Origin of the sequence: Methylobacterium sp. J-072 (assembly GCF_022829425.1) — a bacterium.
Classification (GTDB): Bacteria; Pseudomonadota; Alphaproteobacteria; order Rhizobiales; family Beijerinckiaceae; genus Methylobacterium.
On the sequence record NZ_JAKSYK010000207.1, the window covers coordinates 56357 to 82147 of the forward strand.

The 25791-nt window shown below is 68.8% G+C and carries 22 protein-coding genes; 9 read left to right on the forward strand and 13 right to left on the reverse strand.

What is annotated here, in order from left to right; genetic code table 11:
• Positions 1-132: 132 nt before the first annotated feature.
• Positions 133-1029 carry a GGDEF domain-containing protein gene (locus MKK67_RS26895; protein WP_243971266.1) on the reverse strand — a complete coding sequence of 299 codons (897 nt, stop codon included), beginning with the start codon at positions 1027-1029 and terminating at the stop codon, positions 133-135.
• Between the two features lie 77 nt (positions 1030-1106).
• On the opposite strand from MKK67_RS26895, the gene MKK67_RS26900 reads away from it, so the two are divergent.
• Complete coding sequence (locus tag MKK67_RS26900) at positions 1107-1460, forward strand: hypothetical protein (RefSeq protein WP_243971268.1); 354 nt, start codon at positions 1107-1109, stop codon at positions 1458-1460.
• Here the strand turns inward: MKK67_RS26900 and MKK67_RS26905 are convergent.
• Positions 1435-1815 (reverse strand): hypothetical protein, encoded by a 381-nt coding sequence (locus MKK67_RS26905; protein ID WP_243971270.1) that lies wholly within the window; start codon positions 1813-1815, stop codon positions 1435-1437. The two genes, MKK67_RS26900 and MKK67_RS26905, sit on opposite strands and share 26 nt — an antisense overlap.
• A 124-nt stretch (positions 1816-1939) precedes the next feature.
• On the reverse strand, positions 1940-2179 hold the full coding sequence (locus MKK67_RS26910) for a hypothetical protein (protein WP_243971272.1): 240 nt from the start codon (positions 2177-2179) through the stop codon (positions 1940-1942).
• A 252-nt stretch (positions 2180-2431) separates the two neighbouring features.
• Between MKK67_RS26910 and ruvB the strand changes: the two genes are divergently transcribed.
• The 3 genes from ruvB to ybgC all read left to right on the forward strand — a co-directional run bounded on the left by ruvB (position 2432) and on the right by ybgC (position 5167).
• Positions 2432-3481, forward strand: a complete 1050-nt coding sequence (gene ruvB / locus MKK67_RS26915) for a Holliday junction branch migration DNA helicase RuvB (protein ID WP_243971274.1) — start codon at positions 2432-2434, stop codon at positions 3479-3481.
• A 367-nt stretch (positions 3482-3848) separates the two neighbouring features.
• Positions 3849-4577, forward strand: coding sequence for a DUF4142 domain-containing protein (locus tag MKK67_RS26920; protein ID WP_243971276.1), 729 nt, complete (start codon positions 3849-3851; stop codon positions 4575-4577).
• Positions 4578-4759: 182 nt separating this feature from the next.
• Positions 4760-5167: a tol-pal system-associated acyl-CoA thioesterase gene (ybgC, locus tag MKK67_RS26925; RefSeq protein WP_243971278.1), complete on the forward strand. Its 408-nt coding sequence runs from the start codon at positions 4760-4762 to the stop codon at positions 5165-5167.
• Here the strand turns inward: ybgC and MKK67_RS26930 are convergent.
• The gene (locus tag MKK67_RS26930; RefSeq protein ID WP_243971280.1) at positions 5164-5952 is read right to left on the reverse strand and encodes an HpcH/HpaI aldolase family protein; all 789 of its coding nucleotides are present in this window, start codon (positions 5950-5952) and stop codon (positions 5164-5166) included. The genes ybgC and MKK67_RS26930 overlap by 4 nt on opposite strands.
• Before the next feature lie 317 nt (positions 5953-6269).
• On the opposite strand from MKK67_RS26930, the gene tolQ reads away from it, so the two are divergent.
• From tolQ to tolB, 4 genes are all read left to right on the forward strand, one after another.
• The gene (gene tolQ / locus MKK67_RS26935) at positions 6270-6986 is read left to right on the forward strand and encodes a protein TolQ (RefSeq protein WP_092043862.1); all 717 of its coding nucleotides are present in this window, start codon (positions 6270-6272) and stop codon (positions 6984-6986) included.
• Between the two features lie 25 nt (positions 6987-7011).
• Entirely contained in the window at positions 7012-7458 is a 447-nt protein-coding gene (locus tag MKK67_RS26940; protein ID WP_058192919.1) for an ExbD/TolR family protein, read from the forward strand.
• Positions 7459-7468: 10 nt separating this feature from the next.
• Positions 7469-8770, forward strand: coding sequence for a cell envelope integrity protein TolA (gene tolA, locus MKK67_RS26945; protein ID WP_243971281.1), 1302 nt, complete (start codon positions 7469-7471; stop codon positions 8768-8770).
• 65 nt (positions 8771-8835) lie between these two features.
• Complete coding sequence (gene tolB, locus MKK67_RS26950) at positions 8836-10194, forward strand: Tol-Pal system beta propeller repeat protein TolB (protein ID WP_243971283.1); 1359 nt, start codon at positions 8836-8838, stop codon at positions 10192-10194.
• Between the two features lie 25 nt (positions 10195-10219).
• On the opposite strand, the gene MKK67_RS26955 is transcribed toward tolB, so the two are convergent.
• From MKK67_RS26955 to secA, 7 genes are all read right to left on the reverse strand, one after another.
• Complete coding sequence (locus MKK67_RS26955; protein ID WP_243971285.1) at positions 10220-11311, reverse strand: nucleotidyltransferase domain-containing protein; 1092 nt, start codon at positions 11309-11311, stop codon at positions 10220-10222.
• Between the two features lie 154 nt (positions 11312-11465).
• On the reverse strand, positions 11466-12698 hold the full coding sequence (locus MKK67_RS26960; protein WP_243971287.1) for an MFS transporter: 1233 nt from the start codon (positions 12696-12698) through the stop codon (positions 11466-11468).
• A 51-nt stretch (positions 12699-12749) separates the two neighbouring features.
• Positions 12750-15302: a sensor histidine kinase gene (locus MKK67_RS26965; RefSeq protein WP_243971290.1), complete on the reverse strand. Its 2553-nt coding sequence runs from the start codon at positions 15300-15302 to the stop codon at positions 12750-12752.
• 383 nt (positions 15303-15685) lie between these two features.
• Positions 15686-17086, reverse strand: a complete 1401-nt coding sequence (gene ahcY / locus MKK67_RS26970; protein ID WP_243971292.1) for an adenosylhomocysteinase — start codon at positions 17084-17086, stop codon at positions 15686-15688.
• Positions 17087-17223: 137 nt separating this feature from the next.
• Positions 17224-19170, reverse strand: a complete 1947-nt coding sequence (locus MKK67_RS26975) for a potassium transporter Kup (protein WP_243971293.1) — start codon at positions 19168-19170, stop codon at positions 17224-17226.
• Positions 19171-19440: 270 nt separating this feature from the next.
• Positions 19441-20112 carry a dethiobiotin synthase gene (gene bioD / locus MKK67_RS26980; protein ID WP_243971295.1) on the reverse strand — a complete coding sequence of 224 codons (672 nt, stop codon included), beginning with the start codon at positions 20110-20112 and terminating at the stop codon, positions 19441-19443.
• A 13-nt stretch (positions 20113-20125) separates the two neighbouring features.
• Positions 20126-23023 (reverse strand): preprotein translocase subunit SecA, encoded by a 2898-nt coding sequence (secA, locus tag MKK67_RS26985; protein WP_243971297.1) that lies wholly within the window; start codon positions 23021-23023, stop codon positions 20126-20128.
• 249 nt (positions 23024-23272) lie between these two features.
• Here secA and MKK67_RS26990 point away from each other — a divergent pair, with 249 nt between their 5' ends.
• A complete protein-coding gene (locus MKK67_RS26990; RefSeq protein ID WP_243971299.1) occupies positions 23273-24190 on the forward strand; it encodes a peptidylprolyl isomerase in 918 nt (305 codons plus the stop codon).
• A gap of 223 nt (positions 24191-24413) precedes the next feature.
• Here MKK67_RS26990 and MKK67_RS26995 read toward each other — a convergent pair whose 3' ends face one another.
• A complete protein-coding gene (locus MKK67_RS26995) occupies positions 24414-24572 on the reverse strand; it encodes a hypothetical protein (RefSeq protein ID WP_243971301.1) in 159 nt (52 codons plus the stop codon).
• A gap of 94 nt (positions 24573-24666) precedes the next feature.
• Positions 24667-25749 carry a ferrochelatase gene (gene hemH / locus MKK67_RS27000; protein ID WP_243971303.1) on the reverse strand — a complete coding sequence of 361 codons (1083 nt, stop codon included), beginning with the start codon at positions 25747-25749 and terminating at the stop codon, positions 24667-24669.
• Positions 25750-25791: the final 42 nt, after the last annotated feature.

Consider the following 25791-nt stretch of genomic DNA (forward strand, 5'->3'; position numbering starts at 1 on the left):
GTGAATATTAAGCTTTATATTCGCGGATTCGGTCGATTTCTGTCTTCATCGCACGAACTGATGTGCCAATATGGAGCGCGGTCTTTAACCATGCTGCGCATGCGCGTCCCACGCTGGGGCGGCTTGGCCGTCTCAGCTTGCGACGGCCAAAGCGGCGCCGCCCCGGTACGGCACGACACGGTTACGCCCGCCATCCTTGGCGGCATAGAGCGCGAGATCGGCCCGCTTGATCAGGGCGTTGACGTCGTCGGCCTCGATCCAGGTGCTGACGCCGAAGCTGCAGGTCAGGCCGATCGCATGTTTGCTGCCGCGGATGCGTAGAGCCTGGACACGCGCCCGCAGACGCTCGGCCTGGGCGGTCGCCTCATCGAGGCTGCAGCCCGGGAGCACGATGCCGAACTCCTCGCCGCCCAGGCGGCCGCCGATGCCGTCGCTGGCGATCAGTTCGGCCACGGCCTTGATGGCGACATCGCCGATATCGTGACCGTGCTCGTCGTTGATCCGCTTGAAGTGGTCGATGTCGGCCAGGATCGCCGAGATCCGGCCTGGGCGGCCGCCCTGCTCCGCGGCGAGACGCGCCCGGTCGAAGAAGGCGCGCCGGTTGTAGACCCCGGTGAGCGGATCGGTCTCGGCCAGCCGGATCAACGCCTCCTGCATGGTGATCAGGCGTTCGGCCGCGCGCAGCCGGGCGTTCAGCTCCTCGGCGCTCGGCGGCTTCTCGATGAAGTCGTCGGCGCCGCTGTCGAGGGCCTCGGCGAGGCTGCGGACGTTGCGGGCGGACGACATGGTGATGACGTGCAGCGGCCGGCGTTCTTCCGCGAGGAGGCGGGCGGACCAGCAGAGTTCGAGCCCGCAGAGCGGCCGGACCTCGACACTGGTGATCAGGACCCGGACCGACGGGGTCGCGGCGAGGTATTGCAGCGCCTGGGCGGAATCCGTGAACGCGTGCACCGTGTGACCGCGCGGCTCGATCAGGGAGGCGATGATCTGGAGGACGACGCGGCTCGAATCGACGACGACGATCTGCATGGCATGACCCGGACCCGATATCTGGGGTCTAAGGGGCAAGACTTAACTTCGACCCAACACCGGAGCCGAATTCCAGCATGAGCGAGGTCATCACCACGCCCGACTTGCGCTATATCGTGGTCCGTAACCGCTTGTGGCGGCGCGCCAATCCTCACCTGTCGCCGGAGCATCGCGCGACGCTGGTGGCCCGGCTGATGGATGGGCGCCGGGCCGTGAAGGCGGCCAAGGCCTCCGAGCGGGCGGGCGAGCCGGAGGCCGCCGCCGCGATGAAAGCCGCCCGGGGCGAGGTCGACGCGGCCAAGACGGCGCTCGGCGAGCGCGGCCCGGTCTGGTGGAACGACGGCGCGCCGGACCTGAACCGCCACCTCGTTCGGAACACGCCCTATGCCGACTGGTTCGCCGCGTTCAGCGCCGGGGAACCTGGACCGTGATGACCTGCGCGCCGGCGACGCGGCTGTCCGAGACCCGCTCGGTCCGCCGCTCGCGCGTGGGCCGGGGCGCCGGACCGGTGGCGTTGATGACCGTGATGCTCGGCAGCTGGGCCGGCGGCGCGGCGATGCCCGTGACGGTCGGGATCCCGTAGGTCCCGTAGCTCCAGGCCGAGGGCACGATCTCGGTCGGACGCGGCACGCGGGTCAGGGGGGCGCCGATATAGGTGCCGCGCACGAACGGGCCGGCGAAGTCGGCCTCGCTCGTCGTCACCTGCCCGTAGGGATAGACGCCCTGCGCAGAGGCCGGTGCGGCCAAGAGGAGGGCGGAGAGCGTGAGCAGTGTCCGGGAGATCATGCGGCCGGCTCCGAGACTCGACGGGAGGAACGCGTCAGGAACGATCCTGGGTAACCGACACGATCACCGGCCGTTCCGGGTCGCCAGCCGCGGTGACTGCGTATGGGCGCCCTCCCCCACAGTTTCAGCGGCAGGTCGTGATCCGGCGTACCACCCAGCCCTCACCCTCGATCCACAGCCGCCGCCGCGCGCGGCTGCAGCTGGCCTCGTCGTCGCGCTCGACGGCGGCGACCGGGTGGACCTGCGGCGGTGCGGCCTCGGCCACCTTGGTCTCGGTCGCGCCCGGCGCGGCCTGGGCATTTGCGAGGCTGGCGAGGAGCAAGAGGGCGCTGGCCGCGCCGGCTGCGGTCGATCGGATGGTCATGGTGGAAGCGTGCCCTGCGGCCGAGTTTGCGGAGTTGCCAGTGGAATGCGCGGCGCAGCAATTCGGTTTCATCGATTGCGGCGGTTCTCGGCACGGGACCGGCGGCCGGCGGGCGTGACGGTGTGCTGCGGCACAGGCCGCGCGACCCGCTTAGACTTCGCAGCCGCCGCGTATTAGGAGAAGCGGCCCGGACGCGACGGCTCCCGTGGACCCCTAAAACCAGCGGGCGAGCCGGTCCACGAGCGAAGGTCCATGAGCAAGCCGAAGCCCCCGACCAACGTGCTCCTGACGCCGGAGAAGCGCGCCGAGGACGTGGACCAGACGATCCGGCCGCTGAGCCTGGCCGAGTTCGTCGGGCAGAAGGCGGCGCGCGCCAACATGCAGATCTTCATCGAGGCGGCCAAGATGACCGGCCAGGCCCTCGACCATGTGCTGTTCGTGGGGCCGCCGGGGCTGGGCAAGACCACGCTGGCCCAGATCGTGGCGCGTGAGCTCGGGGTGAACTTTCGTTCGACCTCCGGCCCGGTCATCGCCAAGGCCGGTGACCTCGCCGCGCAGCTGACCAATCTCGAAGAGCGCGACGTGCTCTTCATCGACGAGATCCACCGGCTCAACCCGGCCGTGGAAGAGATCCTCTATCCGGCCATGGAGGATTACCAGCTCGACCTGATCATCGGCGAGGGGCCGGCGGCGCGCTCGGTGAAGATCGAGCTGCCGAAATTCACTCTGGTGGGGGCGACCACCCGGGCGGGGCTGCTGACGACGCCGCTGCGCGACCGGTTCGGCATCCCGATCCGGCTCGAATTCTACGAGATCGACGAGCTTGAGAAGATCGTGGCCCGCGGCGCCCGGGTGCTCGGGATCGGCATGTCCGACGAGGGCGCCAACGAGATCGCCCGGCGGGCGCGCGGCACGCCGCGCATCGCCGGCCGGCTGCTGCGACGGGTGCGGGACTTCGCCATCGTGGCCGAAGCCGAGACCGTGACGCGCGCCATCGCCGACCGGGCGCTGAAGCTGCTCGACGTGGATTCGGTCGGCCTCGACGTGATGGACCGCAAGTACCTGACGCTGATCGCGACCTCGTTCGGCGGCGGCCCGGTGGGGATCGAGACGATCGGGGCGGCGCTGTCCGAGCCGCGCGACGCCATCGAGGACATCATCGAGCCGTATCTGATCCAGCGCGGCTTCGTGCAGCGCACGCCGCGCGGCCGCGTCCTCACCAAGCACGCGTTCCGGCACATGGGCTTCGCCGAGCCGCGGCGCGAACGGGACGGCCTGTTCGACGACGGCGACGCCTCCTGAACGATCTCCGGCTAACCTCCATGCGGTCGAGACGGGGCTGGTTCACGCCTGGTTCATGGACAACTGCGCCCACCTCCGTAGCCGAGCTCGCTAGACATGTGCGCTGCACAAGAGCCAAGCACCTCAGCATATTCGGGTTTCGGACCAGCCGCCCCCGGCGCGAACGCCAAGCTTTTGCGTAGTCGCGTGCCGCAACCGCTCACGCAAACGCGATCATAGCGGCGGAACAGCCTCAAAACGCGGCAGTTGTGATGACGACCGCGCCAGATTGCGTGGCGCTGGCAGGATTGCGGGACTGTGGTTCAGGCTACGAAATCCCGACACATCTTTGAGCCATCAATAAGAACACCAGGGACTATCTTCCAACATGAAGAACATCACACTCGCCGTCCTCGGCCTTTCCGCCGCTGCGCTCTCGACGCCGGCTTTCGCCCAGGACGCGCTGCCGATCCGGATCCTGCCCTTCGCCAACCAGCAGCAGGGCGTCGGCGCTGCCGCCACCGAGACCCCCGCATTCCGCGCCGAGGCGCTGCGTTCGGATGCGACCAGCATCGAGGCGAGCCGCATCGCCCTCGAGCGGTCGCGCAACCCGCGGGTCCGGAACTACGCCAACCGCGTCTTGGTCGAGCGCAAGGCCACCACCGAGGCCCTGCTGCCGCCGAACACCTCCCTGTCGCGCAACGGCACGGTGGTCTCGGACAACCAGGGCATCAAGACGGACCTGAGCAACCCCGTCGGCTTCGTGCTGGCCCCGGTGACCATCGCGGCCAACCTCGGCACCAGCATCGTCGGCGGCGCGCTGGGCGCGGTCGGCATCGTCGACAACAGCCCGACCGAGCCGGGTCGTCGCGTCGCCCTTGGCGAGCGCGGCCAGGCCCGTTTGGCGCAGCTCCAGTCGGCTCCGAACGGCCGGTCCTTCGACCGCGCCTATATCGACCAGCAGGCCCGGTCCGACGCCCAGACCCTGTCGCTGTACGATGCCTACGCCAAGCAGGGCGACAGCGCCCAGGGCCGTCGCTTCGCCAGCGAGGCGCTGCCCTACATCGCCGATGAGCATGCCCACTCGGCGAGCCTGGCCGCCCGCATCGGCGGCTGATCCGTCAGCCCAGACCTGACCACGCGAGGGCCGCCCCAGGGCGGCCCTCGTCGTGTCGAGCACAGGCCGAGCCGCAAGCCGGCGCGACTGTTTCAGCGGTCGGGTTTCCCCGCTTCCGCACGATGCCGTAGACGACGCCGATGAGCGGACCGAACTCTTCCGACGATGCGCCGACAGCCGACATGGCCGCCCCCCATCGGCTGGCCGTGCGGGTCTATTACGAGGACACCGATTTTTCGGGCTTCGTCTACCACGCGAGCTACCTGCGCTTCCTGGAGCGCGGCCGGACCGAGCTGCTGCGCGGCTTGGCGGGCGACCAATCCGATCTGCACCGCGAGGCGCACGGCCTGGTCTTCGTGGTCCGGCGCATGACGCTCGATTTCATCCGCCCCGCCCGCATGGACGACCAGCTCACCGTCGTGACCCGCACGCAGCAGCTGCGCGGCGCCTCGATGCAGCTCGCCCAGGAGGTCCGCCGGGGCGACGAACTGCTCGTCGCCGCCGAGGTCACGGTGGCCTGCGTGCGCGACGGCCGCGCCATCCGGTTGCCGGAGGCCCTGCGGCGCCTGCTGGCGCCTGGCGAAACCTAGGCGACCCGCGTCGGGTCCGCGTCGCGCAGGAGCTTGGCGAAGGCGTTGACGATGGTCATCGCGTCGTACTCCACCGAGACCAGCTGGAAGCCCATGGCGACCATCTCCCGGGCCCGCAGCGGCGACGGTGAGAAGGCGCAGGGCAGCTTGCCGGCCGCCCGGGTCTTGCGCACGATCTCGCCGAGGGCGGCCGTGACCGCCGCACCGGCCGGGTCGATGGCCGTCCCCTTGGACAGGGCGATCGACAGGTCCGCGGGCCCGACCAGAATGCCGTCGATGCCCGGCAGGGCCAGGATCGGCTCCAGCGCGTCGATCGCCTCCGATGTCTCGCACATGGCGATCGTCAAGGCCCGGGCGTTGGCGCCCGCAAGATACTCGGACGCGTCGCTCTGGCCCGACATCCACATGGCGCGGTCCGGCCCCCAGCTCCGCTGGCCGACCGGCGGGTACTTGGTGGCGGCGGCCAGCGCCCGCGCATCCGCTACGCTGTTGATCATCGGCGCGACGATGCCCGAGGCGCCGGCATCCAGCATCCGCGACGCCATGGCGAAGTCGCCTACCGGGATCCGGACCAGGCTCGGCTTGCCCGCGAGCGCCACCTCGGTGATCGCCGCGCAACACGAGTGGTAGTCGTGCGCGCCATGCTGCTGGTCGAGCAGCACGGCGTCGAAGCCCGAGCGCGCGAGGGCGCCGGCAATGACCGGATCGGCGATACAGGACCAACCGAGGAATCGGGCCGGCTCGGCGGGCAGCAGGCCGTGAAGGCTCGGGACGGGCAGGGTCATGGCGCTTCCTGTACTGAGACTCGCGGTGCGCGCGGCACTCTGACGCCACGAGAATAAGGGCGTCGGTTTCGCGAGGTCCAGCCTCCCAAGCGACTCGCGCAGCCGATACTTCGGAATGCCTTGGGATCGCCCGGAACGAAACCGATCCTTAACCCTATCGCGCCCTTAACGGAGTCGATGCAAGCCGGCGTGTTTCGGCGCGAAGACGGCCCTTACTTTCGACAGATTCGCGGACGATAGCATTGATATCGCTCACGGATCCGGCGGACGCGGGCCTCGCCCGGCGCATCGCGATCCGGAGCAGGAGACCTCGACGGATGAACCCAGCCGACGCGATGCAGGCCGCGCCTGTTGCCGACATGACGCTGCTCGGGCTGTTCCTGCAAGCCCACTTCGTCGTGAAGATCGTGATGGTCGGGCTGCTCAGCGCGTCGATCTGGTGCTGGTCGATCATCGTCGACAAGACGCTGCTGTTCCGCCGCACCAAGGCCGAGATGGATGCGTTCGAGGACGCGTTCTGGTCCGGCCGCTCCCTGGAAGAACTGTTCCGCTCGTTCAACGACCGCCCGGCCACCGGGCTGGCGGCGGTGTTCGTGGCCGCCATGCGTGAGTGGAAGCGCTCGTTCGAGGGCTCGGGCCGTCAGGTCCAGTCCCTGTCGCAGCGCATCGAGAAGCAGCTCGACGTCACCATCCAGCGCGAGGTCGAGCGGCTCGAATCGCGTCTGCTGTTCCTCGCCTCGATCGGCTCGGCCGGCCCGTATATCGGCCTGTTCGGCACGGTCTGGGGCATCATGACCGCCTTCACCTCGATCGCGGCTTCCAAGAACACCTCGCTCGCCGTCGTCGCCCCCGGCATCGCCGAGGCCCTGTTCGCCACCGCGATCGGCCTGTTCGCCGCGATCCCGGCGGTGCTCGCCTACAATAAGCTCCAGGCCGAGGTCTCGAAGTCGCAATCGCGGCTGGAGGGTTTCGCCGACGAGTTCTCCGCGATCCTCTCCCGCCAGATCGACGAGCGCCTCTCGCTCGCCGCCTGACCGCGCCGATCCAGGAGATTGATCCATGAGCATGGCGGCGGGGGCATCCCACGGCGGCAAGCGGCGGCGGCGCAGGGGCCGGCGCGGCGGTCCGATCAACGAGATCAACATGACGCCGTTCATCGACGTCGTCCTGGTTCTGCTGATCATCTTCATGGTCGCGGCGCCGATGATGACGGTGGGCGTGCCCCTCGATCTGCCGCAATCCAAGGCGTCGCCGCTCAATTCCGACGTGAAGCCGGTGACGATCTCGATCCGGCAGACCGGCCAGGTCTTCCTCGGCGAGGACGAGCTGACCGACGAGACGATCATCCCGAAGCTGCTCGAGACCGCCAAGACCGGCACCGAGGAGCGCGTGTTCGTGCGCGGCGACAAGCGGGTCGATTACGGCCGCGTCGCGCAGGTGATGGCGATCGTGACCGGTGGCGGCTTCAAGAAGGTCGCCCTCGTGACCGAGCCTGAGCATCAGTAGGGCCTGGACCGTGGAGTTCCACTTCGACCGCAAGGAACCGGGTGTCTGGATCTCCGCCGGCACCCACGTGGCGCTGCTGGCCTTCGCGCTGTTCAGCGTGGCGGCCCCGGCCCTGCCCGAGGCGCAGGAGGGCGTGCCCGTCGAGGTGATCACCGAGAACCAGTTCTCCGAGATCACCAAGGGCGAGCGCCAGGCCGACAATCCGATGACGAACGCCCAGCCGCGGGCCGATCGCCAGGCCGAGAAGGTCGAAGATCGCGAGCCCGAGAACGCCAAGACCGACGCGCCGACCGCGCCCAAGCGCACGGCCGAGATGAAGCTCGCCAACGCGGAGGAGATGCCCCTGCGCGCCGAGCCGGATCCGCAGGAGGTGGCGAAAGCCGCCAAGGCCGCCGAGGAAAAGCGCGAGGCCGAGAAGGCCGCCGCCAAGGCCGCGGAAAAGGCCGCCGAGAAAGCTGCAGCCGACAAGGCGGCTGCCGCCGAGAAGGCTTTTGCGGCCAAGGCCGAGGCGAAGGCGGCCGCGAAGGCCGAAGCCGAGAAGCGCGAGCAGCTCGACAAGCTGATCGAGCGGCAGGAGGCTGAAGCTGCCGCTGCAGCCGCGAAGGCTGCGGCCGCGAAGGCCGAAGCCAAGGCGAAGGCGGATGCCGCCAAGGCCGAGGCTGCCCGCGAAGCCGCCCGGAAGGCCGCGGAAGCCAAGGCCGAGGCGGAAGCCGAGCGTCAGAAGGAGATGGCCGAGGCCAAGGCCGCGCACGAGAAGGCGGAGGCCGCTGCCAAGGCCGAGGCTGCCGCCAAGGCGAAGGCCAAGGCGATGGCGGACGCGAAGGCCAAGGCCGACGGCGAAGCCAAGGCGCGCAAGCAGGCCGAGCTCGCCGACAAGTTCAACGCCGGCGACATCCGCTCGGTGCTGGCCTCGAAGGCGCCGTCGCAATCCACCGGCGCCACCGGCCATACGGTGCAGAAGGTCGCGGCCCTGGGCGCCGCGACCGGCACCGCGCAGCGCCTGTCGCCGTCCCTGCGCGACGCCCTGGTCGGGCTGCTGCAGCAGCAGATCGAGCGCTGCTACTCGGCGCCCCCCGGCGCCGCCCAGGGGGTGGTCCTGCCGGTGCTCGACATCCGCCTGAACCCGAACGGCTCGCTCAGCACCGAGCCGCGGATCATGCGCGGCGGCACCAGCGGCGTCGACCAGTCGATCGCGCAAGCTGCGCTCCGGGCGGTCCGCCGCTGTGCGCCGTACAACATACCGGCCACCTACGCGCCGTATTACAACGACTGGAAGGCCATCAACGCGGAGTTCGAATTCACGGCGACCTGAGGTCGCTTTCCGCGCAGCCTGCCATCAACAGCCTCCCCGTCTGATCGCCACTTCGGATCCGACCCATGCACAGCACTTCCTCCGCCGGGCGCCTTCCGGCGCCCCCAGCCGCGCGCCTGATCGCGCCCATCGTCGCGTTTCTGGCGCTGCTGACGGTCGCCCTCGGCTTCGCGGCGCCGGCCCAGGCGCAGCTGCAGCTGCGCATCGGCGGCGGCAACTTCCAGCCGTTGCCGATCGCGATCGCGGATTTCGGCGGCGACCCGAGCCTCGGCGGCCTCGTCTCCGGCGTGGTGACCAACAACCTGCGCCGCTCAGGCTACTTCACGCCCCTCGACCACGCCCGCTTCCCCGAGCAGCCGAACTTCGACGCCGCGCCGAACTTCGAGAAATGGCGGGCCACCGGTGTCCAGGGTCTGGTCACGGGCCGCGTCTCGCGCGACGCCTCGGGTAAGCTGAAGGTCGAGTTCCGCCTCTGGGACGTGACCTCCGGTCAGCAGATGACCGGCCAGCAATACGGCACGGACACCGCCAACGCCCGGCGCACCGGCCACCTGATCTCGGACGCGGTCTACACCAAGATCACCGGCCTCGGCCCCTGGTTCGACAGCCGCATCGCCTTCGTGGACGAGAGCGGCCCCAAGGAGAACCGGCGCAAGCGCCTGATGGTGATGGACCAAGACGGCGCCAACGTCCGGGCGATCACCAGCGGCGAGACGTCGATCGTCGCGCCGCGCTACTCGCCGGCCACGCAGGACATCGCGTTCATGTCCCAGGCCACCGGGCACCAGCCGCGGGTCCAGGTGATCAACCTCGAGACCGGCGCCCGCCAGGCGCTCGGCAACGTCGATTCGATGAGCGCCAGCCCGCGCTTCTCGCCGGACGGCCGTCGCCTGGTGATGAGCGTCCAGCAGGGCGGCAACGCCGATATCGTGACGATGGACATCGCCTCAAAAGCCCAGCACTCGGTCACCAACGGCATGGCGATCGATACCTCGCCGACCTACGCCCCGGACGGTTCGCAGATCGCGTTCGAATCGGATCGCGGCGGTTCGCAGCAGGTCTACGTGATGGGCGCGGACGGCTCGAACCCGCACCGCATCACCTTCGGCACCGGCTCGGCCTCGCAGCCGGCCTGGTCGCCGCGCGGCGACCTGATCGCCTACACGCGCCAGCGCAACGGCGGCTTCGCCATCTGCGTGTCGAAGCCCGACGGCACCGGCGAGCGCGTCCTGACCGAGGGCTACCACAACGAGGGGCCGACCTTCGCGCCGAACGGCCAGTACGTGCTGTTCTTCCGCGACCCGGGCGGCCAGGGCGGCGGCAAGCTGTTCATGGTCGACATCACCGGCAAGGTGGAGCAGTCGATCCCGACGCCCTCCTACGCCTCCGACCCGACCTGGTCGCCGCTGCTGGCGGGGCGCTGATTTTTTTTGGGATTTTGGAGCTCGGCTACCAGTCGGGCTCCAGGGCCTCGTTCGTTTCGCGTCCCGTGACGGCAGGGGTGAGCGTCGCGGCCTGATCCCGCAGTGCTTTCGGCAGAGCCCCGAGGACGGGATCGTCGAAACCGAGATGCGGCAGGTAGCGGGCGATGAGTCCGGCAATAAGCTTGGCCTGTGCTGCGTCGCGGCGGCGCTTCTCGGGATTCCGATCCGGTCTCTCCGACAGCCAGGCCTTGTGGAGCGCGAAGGCGCGCGGATCGGGCACGGTCATCTCGGCCGGGTAGCCGCGCAGATCGAGCACCGTGACCCGGACCTTGGGACTGTTCACGAGCCAGGCCAGACCAAAAATCTCGACGGCGACGAGATCGTCGGGATCGCGCCCGATCGGCTTTACGTCGCTTGGGCGTATGGGGTCCTTCGCAGCGGGCGTGATCAGATCGACGATGTAGCCGTCGCGGTTTGCCGCACGAAACCCGCGCTTGCCCATGACCTCGAAGGAGTGATCGACCTTCCTGAGAAGGCCGACGATTTCGGAGGCTGCGACCTCGGGCACGATGAGTTTCAGGCTGGCCCGCGCATCGTACAGCAGGTCGAAATCGGCTGTTTCGAGGACCGCCTGGTCGATCTGCACGCCGGCCATCCGCTCATAGGCGAACAGCGCATTGGTGCCGACGGTGGCGACCACCGGTTCCGTCAGACGGGCGTCGGACAGAGCCCGCAGGATCCGGGCGGCGATCACCGGCATCCGGCCAAGCCGCTGTGCTCGGTTAACGGCCGCGATCCTGTTCAGCCGTTCTGCGAGCGAAGTGCTGCGCATTTTCGCGTGCGAACGGCCATCGACGAAGCGTTGGTGAATAGCCTCCGTCTCCTCCGAGCGAGGACCGAGGGATTTCCAGACGCCATCCTTGAAACGATAGAGGTAACTGCGCCCCACGACGGATTTCCAAGCCATCGAACCGGCAAATCGGCTCTGCAAGGTTGATCGCGCCGCGCGATAGGCATCGAAGACCTGCTCGGCGTTGATGAGTTGCCGGGCCTGTTCGTCGTCGAGTTCCCTGTAAGCATGGTGCCCGTCCCCGCAGACGTTCAGGGCGCAATGCATATCATCTAAGTCTATGATTGGAAATAAGTTATCCATTTTCCGATTGGCCTGAGGCGCAAAATGGATAATTGAACGCGACGTCGCCGGACCCACCCACAGGCCTGGAAAATCCTGCTGGATGCCGAGCCGTGCCTGAGAAATGATGGACTGGATATTATCCCTGCACCAGCAACCAGTCCCGCGCCCGCAGGGCCGGAAAAAACCGGCCCCAGAGCAGCGCGACGGCAACGGTCGCGGCGCCGCCGGCCACCACCGCCGCGACCGCCCCAATCGCGGCGGCGAGCACGCCGGATTCGAACTCGCCGAGTTCGTTCGAGGCGCCGATGAACACCGTGTTCACCGCCGAGACCCGGCCGCGCATGGCATCCGGGGTCTCGCCCTGCACGAAGGTCTGGCGGACATAGACCGAGATCATGTCGGCCGCGCCGGTGACGAACAGACAGGCCATCGACAGGGGCAGCGAGGTCGAGAGGCCGAATACCACCGTCGCCGCGCCGAACACGGCGCACGCCCGGAGCATCCGCACCCCGGCATGGCGCCGGAGCGGGCGATAGGCCAGCAGGACTGCCATGGTGACGGCTCCGAAGGCCGGCATGCTGCGGAGCGCCCCAAGGCCGAGGGGGCCGACATGCAGCACTTCGCCGGCATAGATCGGCAGGAGCGCCGTCGCGCCGCCGAGCAAGACGGTGAATAGGTCGAGGCTGATGGCGCCCAGCACCACCGGCTGCGAGCGGATGTAGCCGATGCCCGCCGACAGCGCCGCCCAGGTGATCGGGGGCCGCTCGGTCACCGCCGCGGGCCGGAAGCGGATCAGCCCGGTCAGGAGGCTCGCCAGCGCGAAGCTCGCCGCCGCGCCGCCGAACACCACCGCGGGCCCGAGGGCGTAGAGTAGGCCGCCGAGCGCCGGACCCATCACCGACGCGCTCTGCCAGAGCGAGGCGTTCCAGGCGATGGCCGAGCCGAATTGCGGCCCCGGCACCAGGGTCGGCAGCAGCGCCTGCAGGGCGGGGTTGGCGAAGGCCCGGGCTGTGCCGACGACGATCACCAGGGCGTAGATCGGCCAGACCGCCTGGAAGCCGGCCAGCGCGTAGGCGAGGAGGCCGAAGCTTGCTAGGCTCTGGAGCCCGAAGGCCGCGGCACCCACCAAGCGGCGGTCATAGGCATCCGCCACATGGCCGGTGATCAGCGCGCAGATCACCGCGGGCAGAAAACCCGCCAGCCCGACGAGGCCGAGGGCCAGGGCGGAATGGGTCAGGTCGTAGACGAACCAGCCGATCGCCACCGCCTGCATCTGGTAGGCGAGGCCCGTCAGGAAGCGGGCCGAGCCGAACAGGCGGAAATCGCCGATGCCGAAGACGGCCCAGCCGGAACGATCTTTTTGGGACATGCGCCCTGCTGAGCCCGGCCGGGGGATTAATCAAGCCCGGCGATGTTGCCGTCAGTGAAGCGCGAAGCCCGGCTTGCGCATCGCGGCCGCGGGCGGGGCGGTGAAGGGCCGGCTCATCTCGTGCTGATCGAGGCGCGGCCCCTCAGTAGGGAAAAGCGGGAAGGTACAGGTCACCTGGGTCCCGGCCCCGGGTGCGGTTTCCAGATGGACCCGCCCACCATGGAGTTCGACGAAGGACCGCACGATCGACAGGCCCAGCCCGACCCCGCGATGGCGGGTGCCCAGGGTGTGGCTCTCGAAGCGGTTGAAGACCGAATCAGCGATCTCCGGCGGCATGCCGCGGCCGTGGTCGCGCACGCTCAGGATCAGGTCGTGCGCCTCCCGGCGGGCGCGGACCTCGACGCGCTGCCCGGCATCCGAGAAGCCGACGGCGTTCGAGAGCAGGTTGAACAGGATCTGGCGGACCCGCTTCCCGTCCGCATGGACGCTGCCGATATCCTCCGGCACGTCCAGGGCGAGGGTGATGTGGGATTCGGCCAGCCGGTCCTCGATGCCGCGCACGGCAGCTTCGATGGTGGACTGGACGTCGACCTCCTCCCGCTGAAGCTCCAGAGAGCCGGCATCGATCGAGGCGAGGTCGAGAATGTCGTTGATGATCACGAGCAGCGCCGCCGAGGAGCGCATGATGTGGTCGGAATACTCGCGCTGCCGGTCGTTGAGCGCTCCGACCGTCTCGTCGCCGAGCAGTTGGGTGAAGCCGATGATGTTGGTGAGCGGCGAGCGCAGCTCGTAGGACACGTGGTGCACGAAGGTGTCGCGCAGCTGCGCGGCTTTCTCCAGCGCGTCGTTCTTCTCGGTCAGCGCCCGCTCGACGTTCACGCTGGCGGTGACGTCGATCAGGGTCAGCAGGGTCGCGCCCTCGGGCAGCGGCTGCGCGGCGCAATCGAGGACGGTGCCGTCCACCACCGCCAGGCGGCAGGACCGGGCGGTGCGCGATTCGAGACCGACCACGGCGTCGCGGATGTCGAGCCACGGCTCCTCGGCCGGCGCCAGGTGTCGGCAGGCCTCGATGACGGCATCGACGTGGGGCCGCTCCTCCACGGTTGCCGGATCGAGTTGCCAGACGGTGCAGAAGGCCCGATTGGCGAGGGTCATGCGCCCGTCGGCGCCGAACACCGCCACCGGCTCGGCCAGGGTGTCGAGGGTCTCGGCCTGGAGGCGGCGCAGGGCGATGTAGCGGGTTTCGGCGTTCAAGCTGTCGGAGACGTCGTCGAACAGGTAGGTCAGGCCGCCCTGCGGGTTCGGGTCGGCGACCACCCGGAGCGTCCGTCCGTCCGGCAGGTACCACCAGCTCTGGTTGGCCTCGGCGGCCCGGTAGGCGGCCAGAACCCCCTGCTTCCAGCCGCGGAAATCCGCGTGCTCCTCAAGCTTCCGCTCGGCCCGGAGGTGATCGAGGATCTCGCCGTCGGCGGGACGGCTGTCGAGGAAGGCCTGATCGAGGTCCCAGAGCTGGCGGTAGGCGGCGTTGTGGAAGATCAGCCGCTGCGACACGTCGAACATCGCCACGGCGGTCGGCAATTGGTCGAGGGTGCGGACGTTGGCGTTCATCTGGCGCTGCAGGTCGGCGCGGACGCTCTCCAACTCGGACACGTCGATGGCGATCCCGACGCGGCCGCTATCCAGGGTGGCCTCGAACACGTCGAGCATCCGCCGGCTGCCGGCGACGACGGCCGAGAGACGCGGGACGCTCCGGGTCAGGCCGGCGGAGCGCGCCGCCTCGTCGCGGATGATCGCCTCGCGGGCCGGACGGTCGAACAGCTCGATGCCGCCATCCAGTGCCGCCTCGCGGGTCTCGGCCTCGACGGCCGCCACGTAGGCGGCGTTGACCCAGCTCAGGCCGCCCTCGCGGTTGCGCCGCCAGACCGGCTGCGGGATCGCGTCGAGCAGGCCGGCCAGGGCCGAGAGGCCGCGGCGGGTCTCGTCCAGGGTCGCGCGCAGGTCGGCGATCTCGCAGCGCTCCTGGCTGGTTTCGCGCAGGCGCAGGAGTGCGCGGCCGGCGACCGCCTGCCCGTGGGCGTCGATGCTGCGCCCGGTCTGGGTGCGCAGGCTGAGGGTGAAGCTCGTGCCGCGTGCCCGCAGGGTCTCGACCGCGGCCTCGACCGCGGCGGCATCCGAGGCGACCAACCAGGTGCCGAAGGCCAGCACCCGCCGGGCATAGCCCGAGGTCGGCCGCTCGCCATAGATCGCCAGGCTGATATCGCCCTCGACCACCGGCTCGCTGCGCCGATCCCAGGTGACGATGATCTGGCGCTCGGCGTTGAGTAGCATCTCGGCGCGGTCATGGGCGCCGCGCAGCACGTCGAGGGCGCCGGCGAGTTCGCGCTCCCGGCGGGTCCAGCGCCCGCGCTCGTAGAGGTGGAGCAGCGACAGGATCACCGCGAAGGCGACCAAGCCGCCGAAGATCGCCAGGGCGGCGACGCTGTGCATCTCGCGCGGCGCATGCGCGGCGGCAGTCTCGGGCAGTTCGGCGAGCGCAGCGCTCGCCGCGGTCAATGTGAGCGTACCCACGCAAATTCGAACGTGCGCGGCACGACCGACACCCATGATAGCCCTGCCCCCACCCTGACGATCCGAACGCGCGTGCAACCGCACGGCGCAGAACGCACCGTTCCCGCAGCTGATTCTCTCGAACCGTCGCGGACCCACCGATCAAAGATTCGCCCGCACCTTACCGTGCGGCGGAATCGACCCGTAAGGGGAACGAAGCGTGGCTATACGCCTGCCGCTCACAATCATCCGTTAACGACACTTAGAAGACACAGTGCGGTTGCGCCAAACCGGCTTGACAAACGAAAGGGCCCGACGCAGTGCGCCGGGCCCTCTTGTCTAGGTCGTTGGCTAAGCCAGGACCGTACCGGTCGCAATCGCGCCGGTCGGGACTTCAACCCCCAGTTCGACGCGGGCGCCGAACCGGGGCGGTTACCGGCTCAGTAGCGGTAATGCTCGGACTTGAACGGGCCGGACTCGGAGACGCCGATATAGGCGGCCTGATCGGGGCGCAGCTTCGAGAGCTTCACGCCGATTTTCTCCAGGTGCAGGGCGGCGACCTTCTCGTCGAGGGTCTTGGGCAGGGTGTAGACCTGCTTCTGGTACTTGCCCGGGTTGGTCCAGAGCTCGATCTGGGCCAGCGTCTGGTTGGTGAACGAGGCCGACATCACAAAGGACGGGTGGCCCGTGGCGTTGCCGAGGTTCACCAGGCGGCCCTCCGACAGGAGGATGATGCGGTGGCCGTCCGCGAAGGTGATCTCGTCCACCTGCGGCTTGATGTTCGACCACTTGAGGTTCTTCAGGCCGGCGACCTGAATCTCATTGTCGAAGTGGCCGATGTTGCAGACGATCGCCCGGTCCTTCATCGACCGCATGTGGTCGAGGGTGATGATGTCCTTGTTGCCCGTGGCGGTGACGAAGATGTCGGCGCGCGGGGCGGCATCCTCCATGGTCACGACCTCGTAGCCCTCCATGGCGGCCTGGAGCGCGCAGATCGGGTCGATCTCCGACACGAGCACGCGGCAACCGGCGTTGCGGAGCGACGCGGCCGAGCCCTTGCCGACGTCGCCGAAGCCCGCGACCATGGCGACCTTGCCGGCCATCATCACGTCGGTGCCGCGGCGGATGCCGTCGACCAGCGACTCCTTGCAGCCGTAGAGGTTGTCGAACTTCGACTTGGTGACCGAGTCGTTCACGTTGATCGCCGGGAAGAGCAGCTTGCCCTCCTTGGCGAGCACGTACAGGCGGTGGACGCCCGTGGTGGTCTCCTCGGAGACGCCCTTGATGCTGTCGGCGAGGCCGGCGAACCAGCCCTTCGGCTTCTGGCTGAGCTTCTTCTTGAGCAGCGCGAAGAAGACCTCTTCCTCCTCGCTCTCGGGCTTGTCGAGGAAGGCGGTGTCGCCGTTCTCGGCGCGCAGGCCCAGATGGACGAACATGGTGGCGTCGCCGCCGTCGTCGAGGATCATGTTCGGCACGCCGCCGTCATGCCAGTCGAACAGGCGCGAGGTGTAGTCCCAGTACTCCTCCAAGGTCTCGCCCTTGACGGCGAAGACCGGGACGCCAGCGGCCGCGATGGCGGCGGCGGCGTGGTCCTGGGTCGAGTAGATGTTGCAGGAGACCCAGCGGATGTCGGCGCCGAGCGCCTTCAGGGTCTCGATCAGCACGGCGGTCTGGATCGTCATGTGGAGCGAGCCGGCGATCTTGGCGCCCTTCAGGGGCTGCGCGGCGCCGTACTCCTCGCGGACCGCCATCAGGCCCGGCATCTCCGTCTCGGCGATCGAGATCTCCTTGCGGCCGTAATCGGCCAGCCCGATGTCCTTGACGATATAATCCTTGGCCATGAGTCGGCGGCTCCGTGTGTTCGCGTTGCGGTTCGGGGCCAGCCCGTACCACTTCGCGGCATACGAAGCAATCAAGACATAAACATGTCTTTATGCGTTCCAAGCTGCGGGGCGGGCCCAGGCAGCGCCCCGCTCCCCTAGATTTCGATCTCGGTGCCGACCTCGACCACCTGCCGCGTCGGCACGCCGAAGAAGGCGCCGGTGCGCTCGGCGTTGCGCTGCATGAAGGCGAACAGGTTCTCCCGCCAGGGCGCCATGCCGCGCTTGTCGTTCTTGGGGATGATGGTCTCGTGGCCGACGAACACGGTCATGTCCTCGATGACGTTCGCCGGCAGGTGGCGGGCGGTGACTGCGCAGGCCAGCCCCTCCGGGATCGAGGCCTCCTCCATGAAGCCGTAGCGCAGGATCACCCGGTAGAAGTCCGGCGCCAGGATCGTCACGTGGGCGCGCTGCTCCACCGGGACCGTGGGGGTCTCCTCGTAGAGGGCGGTGATGATCAGGATCCGCTCCATCAGGGCGCGGTTGCGCTCGACGAAGCGCGAGAGGTGGAGCGGGATCCCGTGCTCGGCCGCCGACAGGAACGCCGCGGTGCCGGGCAGGCGCAGCAGGTCGCGGTGCTGGAGCCCGGCCAGGAAGGCGTCCTCCGGCAGCCGCAGTGCGACCCGCGCCTCCTCGACCAGCTCGTTGCCCTTCTTCCAGGTCAGCATCATCAGCGCGACGAGGCCGGCGAGCACCAGGGGAAACCAGCCGCCTTCCAGGATCTTCACGCTGTTGGCCGCGAAGAACACGGTATCGATGGCGAGGAACAGGCCGTTGACCGCGAAGACCAGGATCGGGTTGTAGCCCCAGCGCAGCGCGATCAGCGCCGCGAGCAGGGTGGTGATGGCCATCAGCATCGAGACCGCGATGCCGTAGGCGCCGGCCAGCGCGTCGGAGGAGCCGAACATCACCACCGCCACCAGGGTCGCGGCGGCGAGCAGCCAGTTCACCATCGGCACGTAGATCTGGCCGCGCTCCTCCTTGGCCGTCTGGACGATGCGCATCGCCGGCAGGAAGCCGAGCTGGACCGATTGCTGGGTCAGGGAGAACACGCCGGAGATGATCGCCTGCGAGGCGATGATCGTCGCGAGCGTCGCCAGCGCGATCAGCGGGTAGTGGCCCCAATCCGGGCAGAGCCGGAAGAACGGGTTCTCGATCGCGTCGGGCGAGGCGAGCAGCAGGGCGCCCTGCCCGAAATAGTTGAGCACCAGCGCCGGCAGCACCAGGACGAACCACGCCACCCGGATCGGCATCGCGCCGAAATGGCCGAGATCGGCGTACATCGCCTCGCCGCCGGTCACCGCCAGGAAGGCTGCGCCCAGCATGGCGAAGCTCACGTGCCAGCCGGCATGCAGCATGAACTCGACGGCGCGCAGCGGGTTCAGCGCCGCCAGGATCTCCGGCTTGTCGAGGATGCCCGCGACCCCGAGGGCCGCCAGCACCACGAACCACACCAGCATCACCGGGCCGAACACCCGGCCGATCGCCGCCACGCCCTTGTGCTGGACGGCGAACAGCGCGACCAGGATCGCGATGGTGATCGGCACGACGAAGTGCCCGAGAGTCGGCGCGTCGACCTTCAGCCCCTCGATGGCGGACAGCACCGAGATCGCCGGGGTGATCGCGCCGTCGCCGTAGAGCAGGGCCGCGCCGATCAGCCCGACCACCAGCAGCGCTGCCTTCCAGGTGCCGTGCCGGGCCTGCCGGGCGCCGAGCAGGGCCAGCATGGCGACGATGCCGCCCTCGCCCTTGTTGTCGGCGCGCAGGATCAGCACCGCGTATTTCAGCGACACGATCAGGATCAGCGACCACAGGATCAGCGACACCGCGCCGGTGGCGGCTTCGGGCACGGAGGCACCGCCCGCGGTGGCGGCCTTCACGGCTTCCTTGAAGGCGTAGAGCGGGCTGGTGCCGATATCGCCGTAGACGACGCCGAGTGCGCCGAAGATCAGCGTCGGCTTGAGCCGGCCCTTCTCGGACGCGGCGTCGTCGCCGGCACCGGCCGGGGAACCCGGAGCCGCCGCGGGGGCAAGGGACTGACTCAACACACGGCTCCCGCGGGATCGGACTCACCGCCCTGGCGGCACAGGTAGAGCGCCGTTCGTCTCAGTGGAAGCCGACGCGGCCGGATCCGCTTGTTATCGAAGGGTGCGCCATCGACCCTCACGTCATTGCGAGCGCAGCGAAGCAACCCAGCGTGGCGCGCGGTTTCCAATCGTAGCGGATCCCTGGGTTGCTTCGCTGCGCTCGCAATGACGGTGTGGGATATTGGGCGAGTCGATCAGACCGACGCCGTGTTGAGACCCGCGCCCCGGTCACACCAGATCGGCCAACGCCTCCGGGCAGGCCTCGCCGCGCCGCAGGCCGAACACCGGCACGCCGGCATGGCGGGCGATCGACGCGGCGACGGTGGCGAGCGGCGCCGGCGCGCCCTCGCTCTCGCTCACCGCGATGGCGAGGAGCGGGATGCCGTGCAGGCGCAAGGTCTCGCGGGCGGTGAGCGCGTGGCTGATCGCCCCGAGATAGCTGCCGGAGACGAGGAGCGTCGGCACGTCGAGCGCCTTGAGCCAGTCGAGCCCGGTCGCAGCCTCGGTGATCGGGCTCATGAGCCCGCCGACGCCCTCGACGATCAGGGTCCCCTCGGTGCGGGCGACCTGCGCCCGGCACCAGCCGACGAGGTCGGCCAGCGCCAGGGACCGGCCTTCCAGCACGGCGGCCTGATCGGGGGCGAGCGGGGCCGCAAACCGCCAGGGCGAGCAGGCCTCGACCGTGTCGTCCTCGACGGCGAGGCCCTGCGCGTCGAGCAGCCGGGCGGTGTCGCTCTCCGCGAAGGCCGGGTCGTTCAGCGGCGGCACGCCGCTCGCGAGCGGCTTCAGCGTCCGCACCGGCCGTCCCTGCCCCCGCAGGCGCCGGGTCAGCGCCGCGGTGACGTAGGTCTTGCCGATCTCGGTTCCGGCGCCGGCGACGAAGACCGTGCGGGCGGCCATCCCGAAGGCCGCCTCAGGCCTGGAAGGTGCCGTGGCAGTGCTTGTACTTCTTGCCCGAGCCGCAGGGGCACGGCTCGTTGCGCCCGACCCGGCCCCAGGTGGCGGAATCGTTGGGGTCGCGCTCCAGCACGGCGCCGTCCACCGACAGGCCCTGCGCGGCGTAGCCGTAGGCCGGACCGCCGCCGCCATCGCTGCCCGAGCCGCGCCCCTCGTAATCCATCTCGTTCTCGCCGGTGACCGGATCGAGATGCTGAGCGAACATCTGCGGCAGCTCCGGCGGGCCGCCCGGGAAGGCCTGCTGCTGGTCGGGCTGCTGGTGGACGATCTCGACGCGGGAGAGCTGCGCCGTCACCTGCTCGCGCAGGGCCGTGACCAGGTTGTTGAACAGGTCGAACGCCTCGGACTTGTACTCGTTGAGCGGGTCGCGCTGAGCGAAGCCGCGCCAGCCGATCACCTGCCGCAGGTGGTCGAGGGTCACGAGGTGCTCGCGCCACAGGTGGTCCAGGGTCTGAAGCAGGACCTGCTTCTCGATATAGGCGGTGATCTCGGTGCCGTTCTTCTCGGCCCGCTCGGCATAGGCGGTCTCGGCGGCCTTGAGCAGGCGCTCGCGCATCTCCTCGTCGGCGATGCCCTCCTCCTTGGCCCAATCCTCCACCGGCGCGTCGAGGTTGAGCACTTCCCGGACCTGCTCGCGTAAGGCCGCGACGTCCCACTGCTCGGCATAGGCGTTCTGCGGGATGTAGCGGGCGACGAGGTCGTCGATCACGCCCTCGCGCATCTCGTCCACGGTCTCGCGTACGCTCTCCTGGGCCATGAAGTCCCGGCGCTGCTCGAACACGACCTTGCGCTGGTCGTTCATGACGTTGTCGTACTTCAGCACGTTCTTGCGCATGTCGAAGTTGCGCGCTTCGACCTTCTGCTGCGCCTTCTCGATCGCCTTGTTGATCCAGGGGTGGATGATCGCCTCGCCCTGCTCCAGGCCGAGCTTCTGCAGCATCCCGTCCATGCGGTCGGAGCCGAAGATCCGCATCAGGTCGTCCTGAAGCGACAGGTAGAACTTCGAGCGGCCGGGATCGCCCTGGCGGCCGGAGCGGCCGCGGAGCTGGTTGTCGATGCGCCGGGATTCGTGGCGCTCGGTGCCGATGATGTAGAGGCCGCCCGGCAGGGCCTTCTTGCGGCCGGCTTCCGGGTCCGCCGGCTCGCCCGAGGCCAGCACCTTGGCGCGGTTGTCGGCGATTTCGGCCTTGATCGCCTCGATGGCGGCGTCGCGCTCCGGCCCGTCCGGGAGCTGGCTCAGCTCCTTCTCGATCCGCATCTCGAGATTGCCGCCGAGTTTGATGTCGGTGCCGCGGCCGGCCATGTTGGTGGCGATGGTGATCGCGCCGGGTACTCCCGCCTCGGCCACGATATAGGCCTCCTGCTCGTGGAAGCGGGCGTTCAGCACGGCGAAGCGCTTGGTGACCCGGCCCTCGCGGGCGGCCTTGTAGACGTCGGTGAGCGCGTTCGGATCGGAATAGTCGAGCAGGGTGTAGCCGGCCTTCTTCAGCATCTCGGCCAGGTGCTCGGATTTCTCGATCGAGCCGGTGCCGACCAGGATTGGCTGGTGGCGGCTATGCGCCTTGTCGATCTCCGCGATGATGCCGTCGTACTTCTCGCCGACGGTGCGGTAGACCTCGTCGTCCTCGTCGACGCGCTCGACCTCCTTGTTGGTCGGGATATCGACCACGTCGAGCTTGTAGATCTCGGCGAACTCGTCGGCCTCGGTGGAGGCCGTGCCGGTCATGCCCGCCAGTTTGTTGTAAAGGCGGAAATAATTCTGGAAGGTGATCGAGGCGAGCGTCTGGTTCTCGGGCTGGATCGTCACCCGCTCCTTGGCCTCGAGCGCCTGGTGCAGGCCTTCCGAGTAGCGCCGGCCCTGCATCATGCGGCCGGTGAACTCGTCGATGATCACCACCTCGTCGTTCTTGACGATGTAATCCTTGTCCCGGGTGAACAGGGTGTGGGCGCGCAGGGCCTGGTTCACGTGGTGGACCAGGCTGACGTTGTGGGCGTCGTAGAGGTCGCCGTCCTTGAGCAGGCCGACTTCGCGTAGGGTCTCCTCCACGAACTCGTTACCGGACTCGGTGAGCGAGACCGTGCGCTGCTTCTCGTCGAGGTCGTAATGCTCGCGCACCAGCCGGGGCAGGATCGCGTCGACCGACACGTACAGCTCGGACCGGTCGTCCACCGGACCCGAGATGATCAGCGGCGTGCGCGCCTCGTCGATCAGGATCGAGTCGACCTCGTCGACGATCGCGAAGTTGTGTCCGCGCTGCGCGAGCTGCGACAGCTCGTACTTCATGTTGTCGCGGAGATAGTCGAACCCGTACTCGTTGTTGGTGCCGTAGGTGATGTCGCAGGCATAGGCCGCCTTGCGCTGCTCGTCGTCGAGCCCGTGCACGATGGTGCCGACGGACAGCCCCAGGAACCGGTAGAGCTGGCCCATCCACTCCGCGTCGCGGGCGGCGAGGTAGTCGTTCACCGTGACGACGTGGACGCCCTTGCCCTCCAGGGCGTTCAGGTAGACCGGCAGGGTCGCCACCAGGGTCTTGCCCTCACCGGTCTTCATCTCGGCGATGGCGCCCTCGTGCAGGACCATGCCGCCGATCAGCTGCACGTCGAAATGGCGCTGGCCGAAGACGCGCTTGGCCGCCTCCCGCACCGTGGCGAAGGCCGGGACCAGGATGTCGTCGAGGCTCTTGCCGGCGGCGAGTTCCGCCTTCAGCATGTCGGTCCGCGCCCGCAGCGCGTCGTCCGACAGGGCCTGGATCTCCGGTTCCAGCGCGTTGATCAACGCCACGCGCGGGCGATAGCCCTTGACGCGCCGGTCGTTGGAGGAGCCGAAAATCTTCTTGGCGATGGAGCCGAGCATCGTTGACCTGCGGACGCGCGAGCCCGCCCACGGGTGAGCGTGGCGGGCCGGCCTTGGCGGAGTTGGCCGGGCTTATAGAGGTAAACATCGGCCGGCGCACCTGAAAGAGGCGGCCTCCGATCCGTCGGGGGTTCGGGCCGGTGAAACGGCAGCGCTTGCCTTCTCGGGCGACCCGCGCCACCTGTGCCGCGGCCCGCCGCCCGGCCTCAACGGGGCGGCGCCGAGACGTTAGCCGAGGACCACGCCAGCATGCCGAACCCCGCCCTCCTCCGGCGCGCGAGCGCGCTCGCCCTGATGCTCGCGATGCCCGGGATCGCGCTGGCGCAGGCCCCCCAGGCGGCGCCGGCCCCGGCCCAGACCGCGACGCCGGCGGCGAACACCGCCCCCCCGAGCCCCGATACGGTGGTGGCGAGCGTCAACGGCAAGCCGATCACGCAGGGCGACCTCGCCATCGCGTCCGACGACCCGGCCCTGTCGCTCCCGGGGGTGGACGAGGCGCAGAAGAAGTCCCTGCTGGTGGATTACATGGTCGACCTGCGGGTCGGCGCGCAGGCCGCCGAGGCCGCCAAGATCGGCGACTCGCCCGAGTTCAAGCGCAAGCTCGCCTATTTCCGCGATAAGCTCCTGCTCGACGACTACCTGGAGCAGGAGGCCAAGCGCGCGGTGACGCCCGAGGCCGAGCACGCGATCTTCGACCAGACCGTCAAGCTGATGAAGCCAGAAGAGGAGGTGCACGCGCGCCATATCCTCGTGGACAACGAGGGCGACGCGAAGAAGATCGCGGCCCGGATCAAGGGCGGCGAGGATTTCGCCAAGGTCGCGGCCGAGACTTCGAAGGATCCCGGCTCCAAGGCCGAGGGCGGCGATCTCGGCTGGTTCACCAAGGAGCGGATGGTCCCGGATTTCGCCAACGCCGCCTTCGCGATGAAGCCCGGCCAGGTGTCCGACCCGGTCAAGAGCCAGTTCGGCTGGCACGTGATCAAGGTCGAGGAGAAGCGCACCAAGCCGCAGCCGACCTTCGACGAGCTGAAGGAGCAGATCGACCAGCACCTCGTCCGCAAGGCCCAGCAGGACCTGATCCTGAAGCTGCGCGCCGAGGCCAAGATCGACCGCACCGACGCGGCGCCCGCTGCGGCTCAGCCGGCGCCGGAGACGAAGAAGCCGTGATCGGGTAGGGACGAATTTCCCAACCGCGACCTCATCCTGAGGTGCGTTCGCGCAGCGGACGCCTCGAAGGAGCCCTCCAGATGTCTCAGCGACTTCTGGAAGCCTCCTTCGAGGCTGCTTCGCAGCACCTCAGGATGAGGGTGTGGGTTGGAAGAGGCGTCAAAATCCAAGGTTGTTCGACGTGAGCCTCGGGTCGGCCCGCTTCACGACCCTTCTCAGCCTCTCAATACGGCCGGTCGGGATGCAGGTACGCCGAGCTTGCGGGGGCCGCCGGTGCCGTGACGCCGAGGGTGGCGAGTTCGGCCGTGCGGCGGCCTTCGGCGATCCGATCGAGCACCGCGATCAGCAGCCAGGGACATGCGATCCCGATGAAGAACGCCATGTGATCCTCCGACGCCGGATCTGAGAATTGTCCAGCTTCGGACGATGATAGGCCGGCCGGGGCCGTCCGCAAGCGGCGCGCCGGCGGTTTTGCGTCAGAGCCAGCCCTGAAGCTCGCGGCGCACCACGTGCTCGATGACTTTCATGCCGAGATCGGAATCGTTCAGGCACGGGATGTAGGCGAAGCGCTCGCCGCCGTTGCCCTCGAAATAATGGCGGTTCTCGCCATCGAGTTCTTCCAGCGTCTCCAGGCAATCGGCCGTGAAGCCCGGGGCGACAATCGCCATGCGCTTGACGCCGGATTTCGCCAGCTCCGTCACGGTCTCGTCGGTGTAGGGCTTGAGCCATTCCTCGTTGCCGAAGCGTGATTGGAACGTCACCCGCATCCGCTCCGGCGACATCCCCAGCGCCTCACGGATCAGGCGCCCGGTCTTGTGGCACTGGCAATGGTAAGGATCGCCCTTGAGCAGGTAGCTGCGCGGCACGCCGTGGAACGAGGTCAGGATCACCTCGGGCTCGAAGTCGAGCTTGGCCAGGCCCTGGCGGATCGAATCGGCCATGGCGGCGATGTAGACCGGGTCGTCGTGATAGGGCGGCGACACGCGCACGGTCGGCTGCCAGCGCATGTCCATGAGCGCGCGGAACGCCTGGTCGCAGGCGGTGGCCGAGGTGGCCGCCGCGTATTGCGGATAGAGCGGCACCAGCAGGATCCGGTCGCAGCCCTGGTCGAGCAGCGCCTGGAGCCGGTCGGCGACCTCCGGCTTGCCGTAGCGCATCGCCCAGTCGACCACGACGGAATCGCCCATCGCGGCCTGCAGGCGCTCGCTCTGGCCGCGGGTGGTGGTCTTGAGCGGGCCTTCGTTGCGGTCGGTGTTCCAGACGCTGGCGTAGTCGCGGCCCTTCGGCCCCGGGCGCTTGGTCAGGATGATCAGGTTGAGCAGCGGCCACCAGATCAGCCGGGGCACCTCGATGACCCGCCGGTCCGACAGGAATTCCTTGAGATAGCGCCGCATCGGCCAGTAGCTGGTGCCCTCGGGCGTGCCGAGGTTCATCAGCAGGACGCCGACGCGGCCCCAGGCCACCTTCGGGTGGTCGGCCGGGAAGCCGCCTGCGGCGGGGACCAGGGTTGCGAGGGGCCGGCCTTCCGCCAGCGCGGCGGGTTCGACGCGTTCGTTCATGGCAGCGTTCCGGCGCCGCGCGCCGAGTCCTTCTTCTGGCTT